This window comes from Shewanella halifaxensis HAW-EB4 (genome assembly GCF_000019185.1).
In the GTDB taxonomy this organism is placed as follows: Bacteria; Pseudomonadota; Gammaproteobacteria; order Enterobacterales; family Shewanellaceae; genus Shewanella; species Shewanella halifaxensis.
In genome coordinates this window covers 5123911-5141972 of record NC_010334.1, presented here as the reverse complement: position 1 = coordinate 5141972, position 18062 = coordinate 5123911, and the positions used below count along the sequence as shown (strand labels likewise).

General features: G+C 45.0%; 14 protein-coding genes. 6 read left to right on the top strand and 8 right to left on the bottom strand.

Going from position 1 to position 18062, the window contains the following annotated elements:
- Nucleotide 1 precedes the first annotated feature (1 nt).
- From fliP to flhA, 5 genes are all read left to right on the top strand, one after another.
- The gene (fliP, locus tag SHAL_RS21910) at nt 2-730 is read left to right on the top strand and encodes a flagellar type III secretion system pore protein FliP (RefSeq protein WP_012279277.1); all 729 of its coding nucleotides are present in this window, start codon (nt 2-4) and stop codon (nt 728-730) included.
- Nucleotides 731-920: 190 nt separating this feature from the next.
- Entirely contained in the window at nt 921-1190 is a 270-nt protein-coding gene (locus tag SHAL_RS21905; RefSeq protein ID WP_012279276.1) for a flagellar biosynthetic protein FliQ, read from the top strand.
- Between the two features lie 148 nt (nt 1191-1338).
- Nucleotides 1339-2118: a flagellar biosynthetic protein FliR gene (gene fliR / locus SHAL_RS21900; RefSeq protein ID WP_049763894.1), complete on the top strand. Its 780-nt coding sequence runs from the start codon at nt 1339-1341 to the stop codon at nt 2116-2118.
- On the top strand, nt 2115-3248 hold the full coding sequence (flhB, locus tag SHAL_RS21895) for a flagellar biosynthesis protein FlhB (protein WP_012279274.1): 1134 nt from the start codon (nt 2115-2117) through the stop codon (nt 3246-3248). The genes fliR and flhB overlap by 4 nt, the downstream gene beginning before the upstream one ends.
- 15 nt (nt 3249-3263) lie before the next feature.
- Nucleotides 3264-5345, top strand: a complete 2082-nt coding sequence (gene flhA, locus SHAL_RS21890) for a flagellar biosynthesis protein FlhA (RefSeq protein WP_012279273.1) — start codon at nt 3264-3266, stop codon at nt 5343-5345.
- Nucleotides 5346-5398: 53 nt separating this feature from the next.
- On the opposite strand, the gene SHAL_RS21885 is transcribed toward flhA, so the two are convergent.
- The 7 genes from SHAL_RS21885 to SHAL_RS21855 all read right to left on the bottom strand — a co-directional run bounded on the left by SHAL_RS21885 (nt 5399) and on the right by SHAL_RS21855 (nt 13357).
- Complete coding sequence (locus tag SHAL_RS21885) at nt 5399-6373, bottom strand: alpha/beta fold hydrolase (RefSeq protein WP_012279272.1); 975 nt, start codon at nt 6371-6373, stop codon at nt 5399-5401.
- A 144-nt stretch (nt 6374-6517) separates the two neighbouring features.
- The gene (locus tag SHAL_RS21880; protein WP_012279271.1) at nt 6518-8305 is read right to left on the bottom strand and encodes a DUF885 domain-containing protein; all 1788 of its coding nucleotides are present in this window, start codon (nt 8303-8305) and stop codon (nt 6518-6520) included.
- Nucleotides 8306-8467: 162 nt separating this feature from the next.
- Nucleotides 8468-9844 (bottom strand): oxygen-independent coproporphyrinogen III oxidase, encoded by a 1377-nt coding sequence (hemN, locus tag SHAL_RS21875; protein WP_083758350.1) that lies wholly within the window; start codon nt 9842-9844, stop codon nt 8468-8470.
- 253 nt (nt 9845-10097) lie between these two features.
- A complete protein-coding gene (locus tag SHAL_RS21870) occupies nt 10098-10565 on the bottom strand; it encodes a DUF2489 domain-containing protein (RefSeq protein ID WP_012279269.1) in 468 nt (155 codons plus the stop codon).
- An 89-nt stretch (nt 10566-10654) separates the two neighbouring features.
- Complete coding sequence (yihI, locus tag SHAL_RS21865) at nt 10655-11191, bottom strand: Der GTPase-activating protein YihI (RefSeq protein WP_012279268.1); 537 nt, start codon at nt 11189-11191, stop codon at nt 10655-10657.
- A gap of 52 nt (nt 11192-11243) precedes the next feature.
- A complete protein-coding gene (locus SHAL_RS21860; protein ID WP_012279267.1) occupies nt 11244-11912 on the bottom strand; it encodes a methyltransferase domain-containing protein in 669 nt (222 codons plus the stop codon).
- 824 nt (nt 11913-12736) lie between these two features.
- Nucleotides 12737-13357 carry a c-type cytochrome gene (locus SHAL_RS21855; RefSeq protein ID WP_012279266.1) on the bottom strand — a complete coding sequence of 207 codons (621 nt, stop codon included), beginning with the start codon at nt 13355-13357 and terminating at the stop codon, nt 12737-12739.
- A 169-nt stretch (nt 13358-13526) separates the two neighbouring features.
- Between SHAL_RS21855 and yihA the strand changes: the two genes are divergently transcribed.
- A complete protein-coding gene (gene yihA, locus SHAL_RS21850) occupies nt 13527-14207 on the top strand; it encodes a ribosome biogenesis GTP-binding protein YihA/YsxC (protein WP_012279265.1) in 681 nt (226 codons plus the stop codon).
- A 771-nt stretch (nt 14208-14978) separates the two neighbouring features.
- On the opposite strand, the gene polA is transcribed toward yihA, so the two are convergent.
- A complete protein-coding gene (gene polA, locus SHAL_RS21845) occupies nt 14979-17735 on the bottom strand; it encodes a DNA polymerase I (protein ID WP_012279264.1) in 2757 nt (918 codons plus the stop codon).
- Between the last annotated feature and the right edge of the window lie 327 nt (nt 17736-18062).

Genomic DNA, 18062 nt, shown 5'->3' with positions numbered 1-18062 from the left:
TATGTGGCGAGTGTTGCTGGTTTTTGTGTTGAGTTTTTCATCGGCGGCTTATGCGAGTGATGGCTTAACGTTATTTTCTCTGGCAGATGGTGATAAGACACAGGCGGTGAGTGTAAAGCTGGAAATTTTAGCCTTGATGACAGTGCTGAGTTTTCTGCCCGCATTATTAATGATGCTCACCAGCTTCACTCGAATCATTGTCGTGTTAGCCATTCTGCGTCAAGCCTTAGGTTTGCAACAAAGCCCGCCCAACAAGGTATTAATCGGTATCGCTTTAGTGATGACCATTTTTATTATGCGACCCGTCGGGCAAGAGATCTATGACGATGCTTTTCTACCTTACGATATGGGACAGATAGAGCTTCCTGAGGCTGTGGCACGTGGCGAGGTGCCACTACGTCAGTTTATGTTGGCACAAACTCGTGAGACGGATCTTGAGCAGATGCTGAAGATTGCCGACGAACCGATCACATTAACGGCCGATGAAATTCCATTCTTTGTCCTGATGCCTGCATTTGTATTGAGTGAACTAAAGACCGCATTTCAGATTGGTTTCCTGCTGTTCTTGCCTTTTTTGGTGATCGATTTGGTGGTTGCGAGCGTGTTGATGTCTATGGGTATGATGATGCTGTCGCCCCTTATTATCTCTTTGCCATTTAAATTAATGGTGTTTGTGTTAGTCGATGGTTGGTCTATGACGGTGAGTACCTTGGTGGCAAGTTATGGTTAGCGCCTTGTTTAATCACAAAGTTGGCTCACAGAGAGATTGTTGATGAAGACTGGAAATAATGATGAAACATTCAATATTTCGATCATAGATATGATTTATCTAACGTTGAGTTTATTGGTGTCAGCGTTAGTAATATTCAATGATTGGCCAGCTGTAATTAGTTTTTTGAACAATGGAGTAGCTTAGCGCGATGGGCGTAAATGAACTCACAGCGCTATTTGCTGAAGCTATCTTTCTTGTGGTTGCTATGGTGGGCGTCTTGGTTGTCCCTGGACTGCTGGTCGGCTTGTTTATCGCGGTTTTTCAAGCTGCGACTCAGGTGAATGAACAAACCCTTAGCTTCTTACCAAGGCTGGTGATCACGCTATTGATGGTCGTGTTTGCGGGAGAGTGGTTGCTGATGAAAATCTGTGACTTCTTTGATCGCTTATTTATCAATATTCCCCATATTATCGGTTGAGGACGAATAGCTTGTTATCGCTTACCTCAATCCAAAGCAGCATCTTGAACGGGGCATCTTGTTGGCTAAGTATGGCTGGCTTGCCATTATTGAACCTAGCCCATAAAGAAGCTTTTACTGCTACAGCTTACCGGATAAGGAGGCGCCTTTGCTGTCTCTGACTTCTGTCCAAATAAGCACTTTTATCGGTACTTTCTGGTGGCCGTTTTGCCGTATTATGGGGGCATTTATGGTGATGCCCTTTTTGGGCAATGCCTACATTCCTGCTACTGTGCGTATCCTATTAGCGATTAGTATATCGGCGCTAATAGCCCCTATGCTACCGCCCTTTCCTGCGGTCGATGCTATCTCTTTTCAGGCTCTGATATTAGCGGTAGAGCAGTTACTCATTGGTTTTATGTTGGCGCTGTTTTTGTCAATTATGATCCATGTTATGACGCTATTTGGTGCCATGATGTCGATGCAGATGGGGTTGTCGATGGCGGTGATGAACGATCCATCCAGTGGTGGCGCAAACCCGATTCTTGGCTTGTGGTTTATGCTCTATGGCACCTTGCTGTTTTTAGCGCTAGATGGCCATTTGGTCGCGATTGGGATCTTAGTCGATAGCTTTCACTTGTGGCCTATTGGCATGGGCGTGTTTGATTTACCGCTAATGGGGCTGATTGCGCGGTTCTCTTGGATCTTTGCCGCCGCTTTTATGTTGGCTCTGCCTGCTATTCTTGCCATGTTGGTGGTTAATCTTACCTTTGGCGTATTGAGCCGAGCGGCCCCTTCATTAAACGTATTTGCCTTAGGTTTTCCTATGTCGATGTTGATGGGGTTGCTGTGTGTATTTTTCTCATTTAGCGGATTACCGACTCGTTATAGTGACCTCTGTTTGGATGCGCTATCAGCCATGTACCAGTTTATTGGTGGCACAGCGTGAGTAATAAGGACTCTGGCCAGAGTAAAACGGAAAAGGCGACCCCCCAGAAATTAAAGAAGGCCCGTGAACAGGGGCAAGTTCCGCGTTCAAAAGATCTGGCATCTTCGGCGTTGATCATCGGCTGCTCTCTATTGCTGACGACAACGGCAGACTGGATTGCTGCCAAGGTTGCCGCAATGACACGAATTAATATGTCATTTACCAAGGCACAGCTGGATGAGCCTGGGATGATGGCGCGCCATTTAGCCTACTCGCTATTGGAGGTGCTTAATATTCTTGGGCCACTGTTTTTGATGGTGGCATTAATCGCTATGGTGGCCGGCGCCATGCCGGGCGGGCCGATATTTAATTTTAACAATGCTAACTTTAAATACAGTCGTATCGACCCGATTGCTGGACTCGGACGAATGGCATCGGTTAAGTCATTGGTCGAGTTGGTTAAGTCCATTCTAAAAATTGTACTGCTTATTGGCATCATGCTGCTGTTCCTGCAGAAGAACTTTCAAGCCTTGATGGCAGTGAGCCAGTTACCTATCGACGAAGCGGTGACTCGCGGCATTGAGATGTTGAGTCTGGCTATGTTCTATATGGGTTTAGGTCTGCTAGTGATCACCTTTATCGATGTGCCCTATCAGTATTGGCATCATCACAAAGAGCTCAGAATGTCGCTGCAAGAGGTGAAGGACGAGTATAAACAGCAAGATGGTAAACCAGAAGTTAAAGCCAAAATTCGACAAATGCAGCAACGTATTAGTCGATCTCGTGCCGATGTTTCTGTACCTAAAGCCGACGTATTACTGGTTAACCCCAGCCATTATGCCGTAGCACTTAAATATGACATGAATAAGGCTGATGCCCCCTATGTGCTAGCAAAGGGCACCGATGAGTTAGCGCTTTATATGCGTGATATCGCTAAGCGAAATGATGTTGAGGTGTTAGAACTGCCACCCTTAACGCGTGCCATCTACTACTCGACTCAAGTGGAGCAGCAGATCCCCTCTGGTCTGTTTATCGCAATTGCTCACGTCTTAACTTATGTGATGCAACTTAGAGCGGCACGCCAAGGTCAGCAGGCCAAGCCCGAGCCCTTGCCTCACTTCTATATTCCGAAAAATTTACAACATGATTAAAGGTTATTTGCATTAATGAACTGGTTCAAGCGTACTTTTGCCGGTAGCCCAGGCTATATCGGTATTCCAATCATGCTACTTGCTGTTTTGGCGATGGTGATCCTGCCTTTGCCACCATGGTTATTAGATATCCTGTTTACCTTTAACATCGTTCTAGCTGTGATGGTGCTATTGGTCGGTGTATCGATCCGTAGACCACTGGAGTTTTCGGTATTCCCTACTGTATTGCTACTAGCGACCCTATTGCGTTTAACCCTAAACGTGGCTTCGACCCGTGTGGTGTTAATCGAAGGTCATGAGGGAGGGGATGCTGCAGGTAAGGTGATCCAAGCTTTTGGTGAGGTCGTGATCGGTGGTAACTATGTCGTCGGTGCCGTGATCTTCCTGATCTTGATGATCATCAACTTCGTGGTGATCACTAAGGGTGGAGAGCGTATTTCAGAGGTGTCGGCGCGTTTTACCCTCGATGCCTTGCCTGGTAAGCAGATGGCGATCGATGCCGACTTAAATGCGGGCGTATTGACTCAGGATCAGGCGAGAGACAGGCGCCAAGAGGTGGCACGCGAAGCCGACTTCTATGGCTCGATGGATGGTGCCTCCAAATTTGTACGTGGTGATGCCATTGCCAGTATTCTGATTTTAGTCATTAACATGCTTGGTGGCTTGGCGATCGGCATTTTCATGCATGACTTGAGCACTAGCGAAGCATTTAAGACCTATGCCTTGCTGACGATTGGTGATGGCCTCGTTGCACAAATTCCATCACTATTGCTTGCCACTGCGGCAGCGATTATCGTTACTCGAGTGTCTGACGCCGAAGAGATGCCTGAGCAGTTGCGTCAGCAGTTATTAGCAAGTCCAAAAACGTTAATAACTTCAGCTGGAGTGATGTTTATTCTCGGTATCGTGCCGGGAATGCCGACGTTTGTGTTCCTGTCGTTTGCAGTCCTGTTGGCCTTTGTCGCTTGGAAGCAGAGCCAAAGACAACCCGAAATAGCCGAGTCTAAAGTTGAGCAGTTACGGGAAACTAGCCTGAGTGAACCATCTGCTCCGAGTTGGGATGCGCTTCCTTATACCGATCTGATTGAGGTTCGTTTAGGTTACCGCTTAGTGCACTTAGTCGAGCGCAGTAAGGGGGCTGAGCTGCAAAAGCGTCTAACGGGGATCCGTCGTACCCTGTCCGAACAGGCGGGTTTTTTACTGTCAGAGGTGCGAGTTCGCGATAACTTATCGCTGGCTCCTAATGCATACCAGATTAATTTGATGGGTAATCCGGTCGTTACGGCTGAGCTTGAGCCGGATCGCTTGATGGCGATTAAGAGTGGCCCGGTATTTGGCGATATCGACGGGGTGATCACCAAGGAGCCTGCCTATCAGATGGACGCTATCTGGATTGAGCAAGACAATAAGGCTAAGGCGTTAAACCTTGGTTATTCCGTGGTGGATAACGCCACGGTTATCGCCACTCATGTGAGCAAACTTATCCGTGAGTCGCTGCCTGATATGTTGCAGCATGATGATGTGCTTGCCTTAAGTGACCGCCTTGCTAAGCAGAGTCCTAAGTTGGCCGAGTCTCTCAATAGTGCTTTAACGCCTATCTTGCAGTTGAAGGTGTATCGCTTACTGCTTAAAGAGCAGGTATCGCTGAAAGATATTCGCACCATAGCGACCACTTTGCTCGATTGCAGTGAAAACAGTAAAGATCCTGTTTTGCTTGCTGCCGATGTACGCTGTGCACTGCGTCACTCGATTCTGCACTCTATCGTGGGTATCGAGCCTAAGCTCAATGTGATGACATTGGCACCTGAATTAGAGCAAACTCTGATGACAGCCTTGAACCAGTCTCAGCAACAGGGCAAGGGCTCGCTAGATAGCTTCCCGGTGGACCCACAACTGTTAGCGCAGCTACAACAGCGTATGCCGCAATTGTTAGCGCAGGCTAAGGAGCATGGCCATAGCCCGCTGTTGTTGGTATCGCCACAGCTGCGACCAATATTGGCTCGCTATGCCTTGGCGTTTGCTCGTGGATTACACGTATTGTCTTACAATGAGATCCCAGAGACTCGGGAGCTGATGGTGGCAGGGCAGTTAGGTTAATCGAAAACAAAAAAGGGATAGCTAGCTATCCCTTTTTATTGCTCGGAGATCGATTAACGCACTTGCTTTAAGAAGTCGCACAATGCGTTGATGGCAAGGTTGCGTGGCGTATCGCGTTCCATAAAGATCTCATGGCGGGCATAAGGGATTTTTGTCAACTTACACAGGCCGTTAATGGCGCGCTTTTGAGCACGATTGTCGACGATGGAGTCCTCTTCAGCTTGTAAGATCAGTAAAGGGATTTTGCTGTTTCGTGCCGCATCAATTGCTTGCTCGGCGGCATCGATGGATTCAACTAGCCAATGGTTGGTGGGTGAGCCTAGCTGTAGCTGTGGCTGCTGTCGATAGAGTTCGCGGTAATCGTCATAGCGCAACTTACTGTGGGTTAGATCATTCTTATCGAATGGTTCGGCATGGTAGTCTTTGCCACCTAAGATATAGTTGGGTTGCTTATGGTTATCTAACAGTGAAGCTAAAGCGCGGATAAAACCTCTAGGGAGTGGCAGTTTGATACCGTACATGGGGGCCGAAAATACCGCGGCTTTGAAGGTCGCTGGATACTGACTTAGATAAAGCGTACCGATAGCTCCCCCCATCGAATGGCCAACCAGATAGTAGTTTTCCATTGAATGCGGTTTGACTATCTTAGTGACAAATTCGGCGAAATCGTCGACATATCGCTGGAACTTGTCGATATACCCCTGATGTGGATTGGCTGTTGTGCGTGCCGATAAGCCCTGGCCGCGATGATCCAGTGCAAACAGGCTGTAGCCACGCTGATAAAGATCAAACATCAGCTCCTTATATTTCAGATAGGATTCTACTCGGCCACTACTGATGACTATGGTACCGATACTGTCTGGGTGAGTAATGCGGGCGTAGGCTAAAGTGATGTCGTCATGAGTCTTAAAGCTCGATTGCGTCACTTGCTGCCAGAAGACTTTTTGCTCAGGACTATTAAGGTGATGTTCTGATGAAAAGCGGGTTGTGGTTTGATTTGGCATATAGGCTTCGCTAGCTATCGACATAAACAGTATCTATTCGATTATCGGTTGGGTTAGCCGCAGTGTAGCAAACTTGTTCAGCCAGACTCTAGCCTTAAAAAGAGCCGATTAAAAAGGCCGCGATTGCGGCCTTATCTTTATACTGATTGATATTACTGTAATCGCAGATTAGATAGTGGCTTTTTGCTGCGCGATAAAGTCGTTTATCAGTTGCTCTAGAATCGACATAGGCACGGAACCATTGGCCAGTACGGCATCATGGAAGGCACGAATATCGAAGTCCCCCCCAAGCTCGGCTTCAGTCTGAGCGCGAAGACGCTTAATCGTCAGCTCGCCAATCTTGTATGACAGGGCTTGTCCTGGCCAGTTAATGTAGCGGTCAATTTCGGTGTTGACGTTATGCATCGATAGCGCGGTATTGCTGGCCATAAAGTCGATAGCCTGTTGGCGAGTCCAGCCTTTAGCGTGCATGCCCGTATCGACCACTAGGCGTGCGGCGCGCCACATCTCATAAGTTAAGCGACCAAAGTTGCTATAGGGATCTTGGTAGAAGCCAGCTTCCAAGCCTAGGTATTCAGAATAGAGGCCCCATCCTTCACCAAAAGCCGAGATATAGCTGTAACGGCGGAAGTTCGGCAGATCCGTTAGCTCCTGATTTAGGGAGATCTGTAGGTGGTGGCCGGGTACGGCTTCGTGTAGGGTCAGTGCCTCCATCTCGTATAGTGGGCGCTTATCAAGGGCATAAGTATTGACCCAGTAATAGCCCGGCTCGTCATCGCGACTCGAGCCTGAGTAACGCCCCGTGGTGTATTTAGGCGCAATTTCGGCAGGTACAGGCTCAATACCGTACGGCTGGCGCGGCAACTTACCGAAATACTTTGGTAGCATGGCATCTGCCTTCTTGGCAATAAAGGCGGCTTCCTTGAGTAGCTCCTCTGCGGTCTTTGGGTAAAACTGTGGATCGGTTCTTAAAAAGTCTAGAAACTCGGCAAAGTTGCCCTCAAAGCCAACCTGTTCGATGATCTGCTGCATCTCGGCGCGAATGCGCTTAACTTCCTGTAAGCCCAGCTGATGTACTTCATCTGAGGTCATATCTAAAGTGGTGTAATAGCGAACGCGGTTCTCGTAGAAGGCTTTACCATCGGGAAGATCATAGGTGGCGATGCTTATCCGAGTGTTAGGGATATATTCGGTAGTGATGAAATCGAAGAAGGCTTGGTATTGGGGCAACACAGTGTCTTGCACTAAGGCGCGGCCTTGTTTGGTCAGTTGCGCCTTCTCAGCGTCACTGAAATGGGCAGGATACTGAGTGAATGGTTTGAAATAACCACTCTCTTCTACAGGGACGATAAAGGCGGTGATGCTGGTCTCAAATCCTTTGAGTGTGGCTTTGGCTGGGGTGATGCCAGCTGCTAGGCCTTGCTTTAGCCAGTAGGTTTGTTGATTGAAGTGCTCCGGCAGGGCTTGCAACTGCTTCATGTAGTTTTGGTAGTCTTCAACCTTAGCAAAGCGTCCCTTAGCAATCGAGGCGATGTAGGCGTGAAAGCCACCTTCGGCCGAGATAGGCATGTAGTGATCTTTGTAGTGATACTGATCGACATCGTTTTGTAACTGGTCTCGCAAAATTTGCGCGTTAATCGCATCTTCTTTATTCAGGCTGTTGCTGTCTATTTGCTGCAATTGTTTGAGTAGCTGTTGCTTGCGTTGATTTAGCGCTTCGAGTGCGGCGGGCGATAGGTCTTGCAGTTTGCCCGCGGCCGTCTTATCACCTAGAGAGTAGGCAAAGCTAGGGCTGGCATCGAGGGATACTTGCCAGGCGGCATCGATAAGCGACTGCAGTTGAGCATTGGCTGCAACTTGCTCGGTGATGACATTTTGCTGAGACGCAGTTGTAGGTGCAGTTTGGCAGGCGCTTAGGCCTAACACCAGTACAGAGGGAAGTAGGTACTTATACATGAATAGTCCATTATCGTTTTAATTATGAGCTTGAATATACCGTTACGGTCATCAAAGGTCACGGATGAAAATTAAACGAAATGTGACAAGGTGGGCTTTCAGCTTTTTCAGGCACAAAAAAACCGGCATAAGCCGGTTTTTATAGAGTCTAATCAAGTTCGATTAGATCACGCGAGAGAACTGCTGCTGTCTTGCTTTCTCACGGTAGTAAACATCGAAACAGATGCAGATGTTACGGATCAATAGGCGGCCTGTAGGGCTGATAGTGATCTTACGGTCTGTAATGTCGACGAGCTTATCATCGATAAAGGTTTGCAGTAGTTTCAAGTCTTCTGCAAAGTACTCTTCGAAGTTGATGTTTAGCTTCTCTTCAATCTGTGCCATATCGAGGTCGAAGTGACAGATAAGCTGCTTGATCACTACGCGGCGAATTTCGTCGTCACGGTTTAAGCTACAACCTTTCCAAAGCGCATGGCCATTAGCATCGATAGACTCGAAGTATGGACGAATGTCTTTCTGGTTCTGTGCGTAGCAATCGCCAATCTGGCTGATTGAAGACACGCCAAGACCCAATAGATCACACTCTTCTTGCGTAGTGTAACCTTGGAAGTTACGGTGCAGACGACCTTCATTCTGTAAGATTGAAAGCTCATCATCTGGCTTAGCAAAGTGGTCCATACCAATGTACTGGTAACCCGCACCTGTTAGGGTCTCGATAGTTTGATGCAACATATCAAGCTTTTGCTGTGGCGATGCTAGGTCTTCGTCTTTAATCTTACGCTGGGCCGCAAAACGTGATGGTAGGTGAGCGTAGTTAAATACTGATAGACGATCTGGGTTTAGGTCCAGAACGCGTTGCATGGTTTCAGCAAAGGTCTCAGGTGTCTGGTGTGGCAAGCCGTAGATAAGGTCGATGTTAGTCGAAACAAAACCTAGCTCTTTAGCGCGTGCCATTAGGTCGAAGATAAACTGCTCATCTTGCTCGCGGTTTACTGCAACTTGAACCTTCTTGTTGAAGTCTTGAACACCGATTGAGATACGGTTAAAGCCCGCTTCTTTTAGGGTGTCGAGCATCGAAAGCTCGATTTCACGAGGATCGACTTCAATTGAGTATTCGCCTACTTCAGCAACGTTAAAGTTAGCTTTAACCAGTGCTGATAGGGTAAGAATTTGCTCAGGTGTTAGGAATGTCGGCGTACCGCCACCCCAGTGAATTTGGGTTACTAAATAGTCTTTAAACAGCGGAGCACGCTTTACGATTTCAGCTGCTAAGTATTCGATATACTGATCGGCTTTATGATGGTGACGAGTGATAACTTTATTGCAGCCACAGTAGTAACAAAGCTTGGCGCAGAAAGGAATATGGATATAAAGAGAAAGTTTGTCACTCTTGCTGTTCTTGATAGAAGTCAGCAATTTTTCCTCGGTAAACGAGTCATCGAATTCCAAGGCCGTCGGATAAGAAGTATAACGTGGACCGCTATAATTGTACTTTTCGATCATTGACTGATCCCAACTAATTGGGGTGGGCTGCTTCAAGGCGTGTCCTCCGGCGTATAGTTTAGCAACATGTGAAGTATGCATGGTTATTTGTTGAATAACCTTGATCCATGTTGTAAAAATTTAATGTGCGTAGCAAAGTATGACTGAATATCGCTGAAAATGAGGTGTATGTCTGTGGTCTTTAGAAGATTTTGTGCACAGACTCACCCTAATATAAGCAAAATATGTCATATCTGCGATTTATATGTCGCTCTATTTAAAGCCTGTCATCTCAATCGCATCAGTGTATTTAGTGTAGCGGGCCAAGTTTTAGTTCACTGAGTCGCTTGGCTTCTTCTAATATTTTAGCCTCTAGCTCACTTTCTGAACGCATCCGAGCGAAGTCGAGTTTCATACGTTCTTGTTTTTCTAAGGCTTTGCGCTGATCTTTAATCGGATGCTCTTTAATGACTTCAAAATGCTCAAAAGTGGCTGGGTAGTGATTAGCGACTAGCTCTGAGATCCCCACTAACTGTGACAGCTTCACTATGCGCATCACGCCTTCTGACAGTTCACAGCGTTCTTCTACCATTGCATTAGCGATATAACGAATATTGTCGAGCAGTTCATTCGCCTTAGCCTTGGCCGCATCGGCTTGCTCTTGTTTGTGTTTTAATTTGAGTAGTTTCTGTTTGCGCACTTGAATAAGCAGGTAGGTCGCATAGGCTGAAAGCGCTGCGATGATTATTACACCGAGAACAATAAAGGCTGTTGTCATACTAAACCCTTGTTGGTAGGAGTGGGATACAGGTGACGATTATGGATAAAAAAATGGCATCCATAAAGATGCCATTTTAATTCTAGAATTTAGTCTTTGTCGAAGTAGTCTTTTAACAGATCTGCACCAGACTCGAACTTATCAAATAGGTCGTCATCACTAACGGCCTTTTTGTTTTTCGGCTCATCGTCTTCTTCGTCATTAATGCCAAGTCTATCCATCAGCGCTTCAATCTGGTTTAACTGTTTGTTTAACCATGTTTGATCGTCTTGGCTGAGGTTTTTACCTTCTTCAAGCATATCGAGTAGGCTATTGAGTCTTGGATCTTCCTCAAGCTTCAATAATTTCTGCTCATCAGTCAGTTTCGGCCCTTTTGGCTTCTTCTCAACTTTTACTTCTGTGTTGATATGCAGTTGAACAGGCTTTTTGCTGCCGTGGCGCGGATCGGCGCTTTTAGCTTTGCCGCCGTTAGCTTGGCTTTCAATCATCGAAGCGTTATGACGACTTCCCGCTTTATTGCCAGCAACTTGTTTCTTGCCTGCAAGAACTCTATCTTTCTTCTTGGTTCTTGGGGCTAATTTAGGAGCATTCTCGTTGCTCTTACGCGTTTTCTTACTACGGGACATGATCGCTTATCTCGATAACTTAAAAGACTCTGTTGTTGAAAAGCGCCTCGGCTCATGCAACAACTGAAGTTTGGTCGCGTGTTATATCAGATCCTGATGGTTTTTGCACCAGAATGAGATCATTTGCTGCAAATAATAGCTTAAAACCGACTCTGTTTGCTAGAAACTCAAAGGTTGCCCGCTGATAAAAGCTCACATGGGTCAGATTATTCTTATGGTGCCACTTATCGAATGCGTTTAATTCACTGAGTAATGGTGTACAAATTGCCATCCAACCACCGGGTTTGAGTAGGTGGCTAAGCAGTTCCCATTCTTTGTAGGGAAAACGAAAATGCTCAAACACTTGATAGCAGCAGATGAAGTCATATTCTTGTTTGAGCTGGCTACTCCATGGCGCTTGGCTGGGATCATATTGATAAAGCTGATGGCCTCTAGCGTTAATTTTTTGCAGAGTCTTGCTGTCTAAGGTGCGGCCAAAGTTAAGCCCTAGCAATGGATTAGTACCATCTTCGCATTGACTGACGAGGTCAAGCATAAATCGCGCAAGCGGTTTTTGTTTGTTATTGGCGAGGCGATACTTTTGAAGTTCAGCGCTAGGGGGGAGGTGAGAGCTGGCATCGGCAAAAACCAGTTGGCAGTGATGGCAATGATATAGACAGCGCTTCTTATTCGCATAAAATCGAACGGTATCGCCACTATGACAGAGAGGGCATCTACGCATATATTTACTTCAAACCAACAAGTTAACTCATTTGAGTATAAATCAAGATAGTAGAGCGATAAATAAAAAAAGGCGACAGATTAATCTGTCGCCTCTATAAAAGTGCCAAGTTAGGCACCAATTCTGATTTCAAGTATCCATACTTGCTATGTGACTATCCCGGTCAATATCCATCTTGTTTTTTAGTCTGCTTCCATGCATGTCTTTTAGTTTATGGTCTTCCCGACACTTTATTATTAGACCTGTCGCCATCCTGACAACAGTTTCCGTAGATGGTCTTTAAAGACACATCACAATTTATATTCGTCCATCCAATGACGCCTAAGTAACCATCCCTGTATATTTTTTAAGTATCTTCCAGTGATAACAAGCTTCCCGCAAGTGCATCCTAAGCAATAGCTTCCTATGCTGTGCTTGTATCCTACAAACACGTACTTGTTGGTGCTGTTTCTCTGAATGTAAGGTTTAATGCTAAATAGCGTTATGGCCTTCCTAACCAAATCCTTACTAAAATTCTTACGACCTGGACTTCAAACTGAAATCGCGACTCTTATTATTTTTAGAGAGTGGTCTCAATAATATTATTATTATTTAGTTAATTTATTCTTATATCTTAAATGCATAGATACCGAAATCTGAAAGTTATTATTAAATAATTTTTGTACTAACAGTTGGGTTCATCTCGGTACGGGGTCATTTAACCCTAAATCTGTGATCTCTGTCAAGAGTGTTTTGCCAGTAGTTTACGTAAACGTAAATGCAATGATATAAAAAAGGACGGTTAATCCGTCCTTTTTAAGATCTTATTAAGATTATACTAATATTTACTTAAGGCTTGATATATATTTAGATAATGCGTCGATATCATAGCTATCTAGCTTTTTAGCGACATCTTGCATCATGCCATTTAAGTCGTTGTTACGATTTGTATCGTGGAACTTATTAAGCTGGATCTTGATATAGTTTGCATGCTGGCCATCAATTGCAGGGAAGCCAGCAAGCTCCATACCGTCACCTTTTGGTCCATGACATGCAATACAAGCTGTGATGCCACGAGTTGCGTCACCATTCTTATAGAGTTGTGCACCTAGCTCTGGAATATCTTTAACATCGATGTCGTTCTTTGCTTGGCTGGCATAAAATGCAGAAATATCGGCAATGTCTTGATCGCTAAGTGCTATAGACATACCACCCATGATTGGATCCATACGACCTTCTTTTCCACCAGTTTGTGCTGCACTGCGGAAATCATGTAACTGTTTTTCTAGATATGTACTGTGTTGACCTGCAAGTTTAGGGTACATGTCTATCATGCTATTGCCGTCGATACCGTGGCAAGCAGAACAAACAATGGCTTTAGTTTTTCCTGCTTCAGCATTTCCTTCTGCCATTGCAGGTGAAGATATTGTGGCTAAAACAGACAGCGCAAGAGCTAACTTTTTCATGGCGTTCCAACTTCTTATTAAAATATTTGTCTTGAGCTTACTAGGAAGACCCGCAAGCGTGATAAAATGTATTTTATGTGATCGGGGTAATATTTTACACAAAATTGTGAAAATGTAAGCAACTCTTCGATATTTATAAAGGTTAGTTGATAAAATTTTGGAGTTAATTGTGAGTGAATCTCGTATCGATTTCCGTAAAGCAGAGTTTTTAATTAGTGCGCCAGATATTGCGCACTTGAATGAGTACCTCCCTGGCGACGTTGGGGTTGAGATCGCATTTGCGGGTCGTTCGAACGCGGGTAAGTCGAGTGCTTTGAATTTACTGACAGAGCAAAAAATTGCTCGAACGAGTAAAACACCTGGACGTACGCAGTTAATTAACGTTTTTAAGTTGGATAAGCACCGCCGTCTGGTCGACTTGCCAGGTTACGGCTTTGCTCAGGTACCGTTAGCGCTGAAGCTTAAGTGGCAACAGGCGTTAGGTGAGTATCTACTTAAGCGTGATTGTTTAAGTGGTGTGGTAGTGCTAATGGATATTCGTCATCCGCTAAAAGATCTTGATATGCAGATGATTGAGTGGGCAGTTGAAAGCCATATTCCTGTTTTAGCGCTATTAACCAAAGCCGATAAGCTTGGTCAAAGTGACAGAATGAAGATGGTCAACGAGGTGCGTAAGAAATTGAGCAACTTCGATGACGCCGTAAAGGTAGAGCCTTTTTCTTCATTAAAGGGAATAGGTAAGAGTAAGGTTCTAAGTATTCTTGATGGTTGGTGTAAGCCTGAATGGCTAATGCAGCAAATTGAAGCCGATGCGATAGCGGCTGCTCAAGCGGAAGCTGGCAAAGAGTAACCTCTCTGTACTAAAAACTAATTCTACAGATTACGCTCCTTCTTAAGGGGCGTTTTTTTTGTCGTTTTTCTAGGAAAGGTAGCGGAATTAGGTAAAAAAAAACCGACGGAATAAACCATCGGCGTAAATTAGCTCTTTTGGGGAGAAGCTAAATTCAACAAGACTCAAGCTCAATCAAACTGTGTTGATATCGCTCAATGAACACAGCATAACTCGAATTTTATTCAATTTAAAGTAATTACTCTAAAATTTATTTCAGACGAAAAAAAGCCCCAGCAAATTAGATTTGCTGGGGCGCCATAATTTGGCCATCCACTATAAAATAGTGAACGTAAAAAAAAGGTCTGAAAGATAGAACATCTTAACCTCTGTACCCTACGCAGAGAATATTACTCCATTAACCGCTGTATGAAAAACAGTTTCTGTAAAAAACGTACAATAATGTGATGAATATCTCAAAGTGTGCTCAATAAAAACACAGTTATTGATCGCAAAATTTCAGTTTAATAGCTGCATATCAACAATTTATTGTATTTATGGTTTGTTTTTTGTTGCAAAGATATTTTTCTGTTTTATGCGTCGTTTTTTATATGAAATAGTAAAATCTTTCGTAAGTGAAAGATTAGGTTAGTTTGATGGGGCTTTACTGGGGAAGTTAGTCATTTATTGATAATGGCTTAACAAATTGATGCATAGCAGTCGTTGCATGCAAGTGAGCTTGGGCTGGAAGTAGCTGACAGCAAGGCTGTCAGCTATTACTAAAGGCTATAGTTAGTGGGCTTGTTCCCAGTTATCACCGATACCAGCTTCTGCGAGTAATTCTACATCGAGCTTTGCGGCAGCGGCCATCAATTCACATACCTTCGCTTGTAAGCTATCAGCTTTGGCTTCATCGACTTCAAACACCAATTCATCGTGCACCTGCATGATCATGATGATTTCGCCGTCTGTTTCAGTTTCAATCCAGTTGGCAATATTGATCATCGCCTTTTTGATGATATCTGCCGCAGTGCCTTGCATTGGTGCGTTGATTGCTGCGCGTTCAGCTGCCTGTCTACGCATCGCGTTTCTATCTTTAATCGCAGGTAGATAGAGGCGACGACCAAACAGTGTCGATACATAGCCAAGATCAGCTGCAATAGCACGGGTCTCTTCCATGTATTTAAGTACACCAGGGTAGCGTTTAAAGTAAGTGTCGATATAGCTCTGCGCTTCGGAGCGAGGAATATCAAGCTGCTTGGCCAAACCAAATGCCGACATACCATAAATTAAACCAAAGTTAACGGCTTTAGCGCGGCGACGCTGATCTGTGGTGACCTCGCTAAAGTCAACATCGAAGACTTCTGCAGCAGTCGCTTTATGAATGTCCTTGCCTTCGGCAAAGGCGGTGAGTAAGCCCTTGTCTTGTGAAAGGTGCGCCATAATCCTCAATTCGATTTGTGAGTAATCGGCTGCGAGGATCTTTTTACCCTCAGGTGCGATAAACGCATGACGAATACGGCGTCCCTCTTCGGTACGGATTGGGATGTTCTGTAGGTTAGGTTCACTCGATGACAAACGACCTGTGGCAGCATTAGCTTGATGATAACTAGTATGTACTCGACCCGTTTGAGCGTTAACCATTAATGGCAGTTTATCGGTGTAGGTGCTTTTTAGCTTAGCAAGGCTACGGTGCTCTAAGATGATCTTAGGTAGCGGATAATCTAGCGCAAGCTCAACCAACACTTCTTCTGCTGTTGACGGTGCGCCTTTAGGGGTTTTTTTGATAACCGGGTAGCCGAGTTTTTCAAAAAATAGCTCTTGCAGCTGTTTTGGAGAGCTCAAGTTAAATGCTTGGCCTGCTATCTCGTGAGCCTTGTGTTCTAGCTCATCAATTTTGCGGGCTAATTCTTCACTTTGCTGGCCGAGCAACATGCTATCGATCAACACGCCTTGGCGTTCGATAGTCGATAATGTATTAACCAGTGGCATTTCAATATCAGTGAATACGCTGGCCAGCTCTGGCAGCTTTTCTAGTCTTGACCAAAGGTGCTGATGAAGGCGCAGGGTTATATCGGCATCTTCTGCGGCATATGGCGCTGCTGTTTCGAGTGAAATTTGATTAAAGGTGAGCTGTTTAACCCCTTTGCCAGCAATTTCTTCGAAACTGATGTTCTTATGGCCAAGGTACTTAAGCGCTAAATCATCCATGTTGTGTTTTGAAGCGACTGAGTTAAATACGTAAGACTCAAGCATGGTATCAAATTGCACGCCAAGTAAGCAGATGCCTGCGTTAGCGAATATGCTGATATCGTACTTGAGGTTTTGGCCAACTTTTTTAAGGTTTTCGTCTTCAAGTAGTGGTTGTAGCTTTTCAAATACAACGGCTTTATCGAGTTGCTCTGGCGCATCGATATAGTCATGAGCGAGTGGAAGATAAGCGGCTTTGCCTGCTTCAACCGCAAAGGAGATCCCGACTAGCTTAGCTTCCATATAATTTAGGCTAGTCGTTTCGGTATCGATGGCAATCAGTTCGGCTGACTTTAACTTTTCAATCCAGCGGTCGAGTTGCTCTAGGGTAAGAATGATGTCGTACTCAACTTCGATATCAAGCTTTGCAGCTGGCGCATCATCTTCAGACTCTGCGGCCGTGGCTTTATCGCCTTTGTTATCGAGCACCTCTGCTAGCCAGCGTTTAAACTCCATCTCACCGTAACACTTAATTAGCTCGTCTTTATTCGCAGGCTCAATAGACAGTTGATGCCAATCCTGCTCAAGTTCTACGTCTAACTTGATGGTCGCCAGCTCGTAACTGAGTTTGAGCATGTCAGCGTGCTCAATAATCTTAGCGGGCATGGTCTTAGAACCACGGAAACCCAGCTCTGGCATTTTTTCTGGTGCAGCTAAAATATTAGCGACAGAACCAACACCTGTAAGCATTGCTAGTGCCGTTTTTTCACCGACACCAGGTAAGCCTGGAATATTATCGGCTTTATCGCCCTGCAAGGCTAATAGGTCGATAATCCGTTCAGGACCGACACCAAACTTCTCTGTGACCTCTGCAGGCCCCATAATGGTATTGGTCATGGTATTGATTAAGGTGATGTTGTCATCGACCAGCTGCGCCATATCCTTATCGCCGGTGCTGATTAACACCGCTCGGCCTTCTTTACTTGCCTGAGTTGCGATAGTACCTATCACATCGTCGGCCTCGACACCTGAAATGCAAACAAGAGGTAAACCGAGCGCCTTAATGATTCTGTGCAGGGGCTCAATCTGGTTGCGCAGATCATCGGGCATAGGTGGACGCTGCGCCTTATATTCCGAGTACATTTCGTTGCGGAATGTTTTGCCTTTTGCATCAAACACAACAGCCATTTGTGTTGGCTTATATTGATTGAGCAGGCTACGAAGCATATTGATTACGCCATAGACGGCGCCAGTTGCTTCCCCTTTAGAATTTGTTAGGTGAGGTGGTGCATAGTAAGCGCGGTACAGGTAAGAAGAACCATCCACAAGAATTAAAGGGTTGTCGGCAATTTTAGGCATAGTTTAGTATTTATTTATCGGAGTTCGATGATGGCGCTAGCATGCCATATTAGGGCAATTTCGGCCACGTAAAAATATCACAAAGCCTGTGGATAACTCTGTGTATGGAACAGGGTAACTCAATCTTGATAAAAAAGAGGAATAAAAGCTGTAAAGCTTAAGTTATTGAAAAATAGCTAATAAAATTAAAAGTGTGAAGTGAGTTTTATTTTAGCTATTTGAACTAATTATGTGGACTTTTTATTTTTATGCGTATTCTGAACCCATTCCTTGGTTAAATATTATTCACTTGATAAAGTGATGACCTAACTTAGCATGATAATTAAT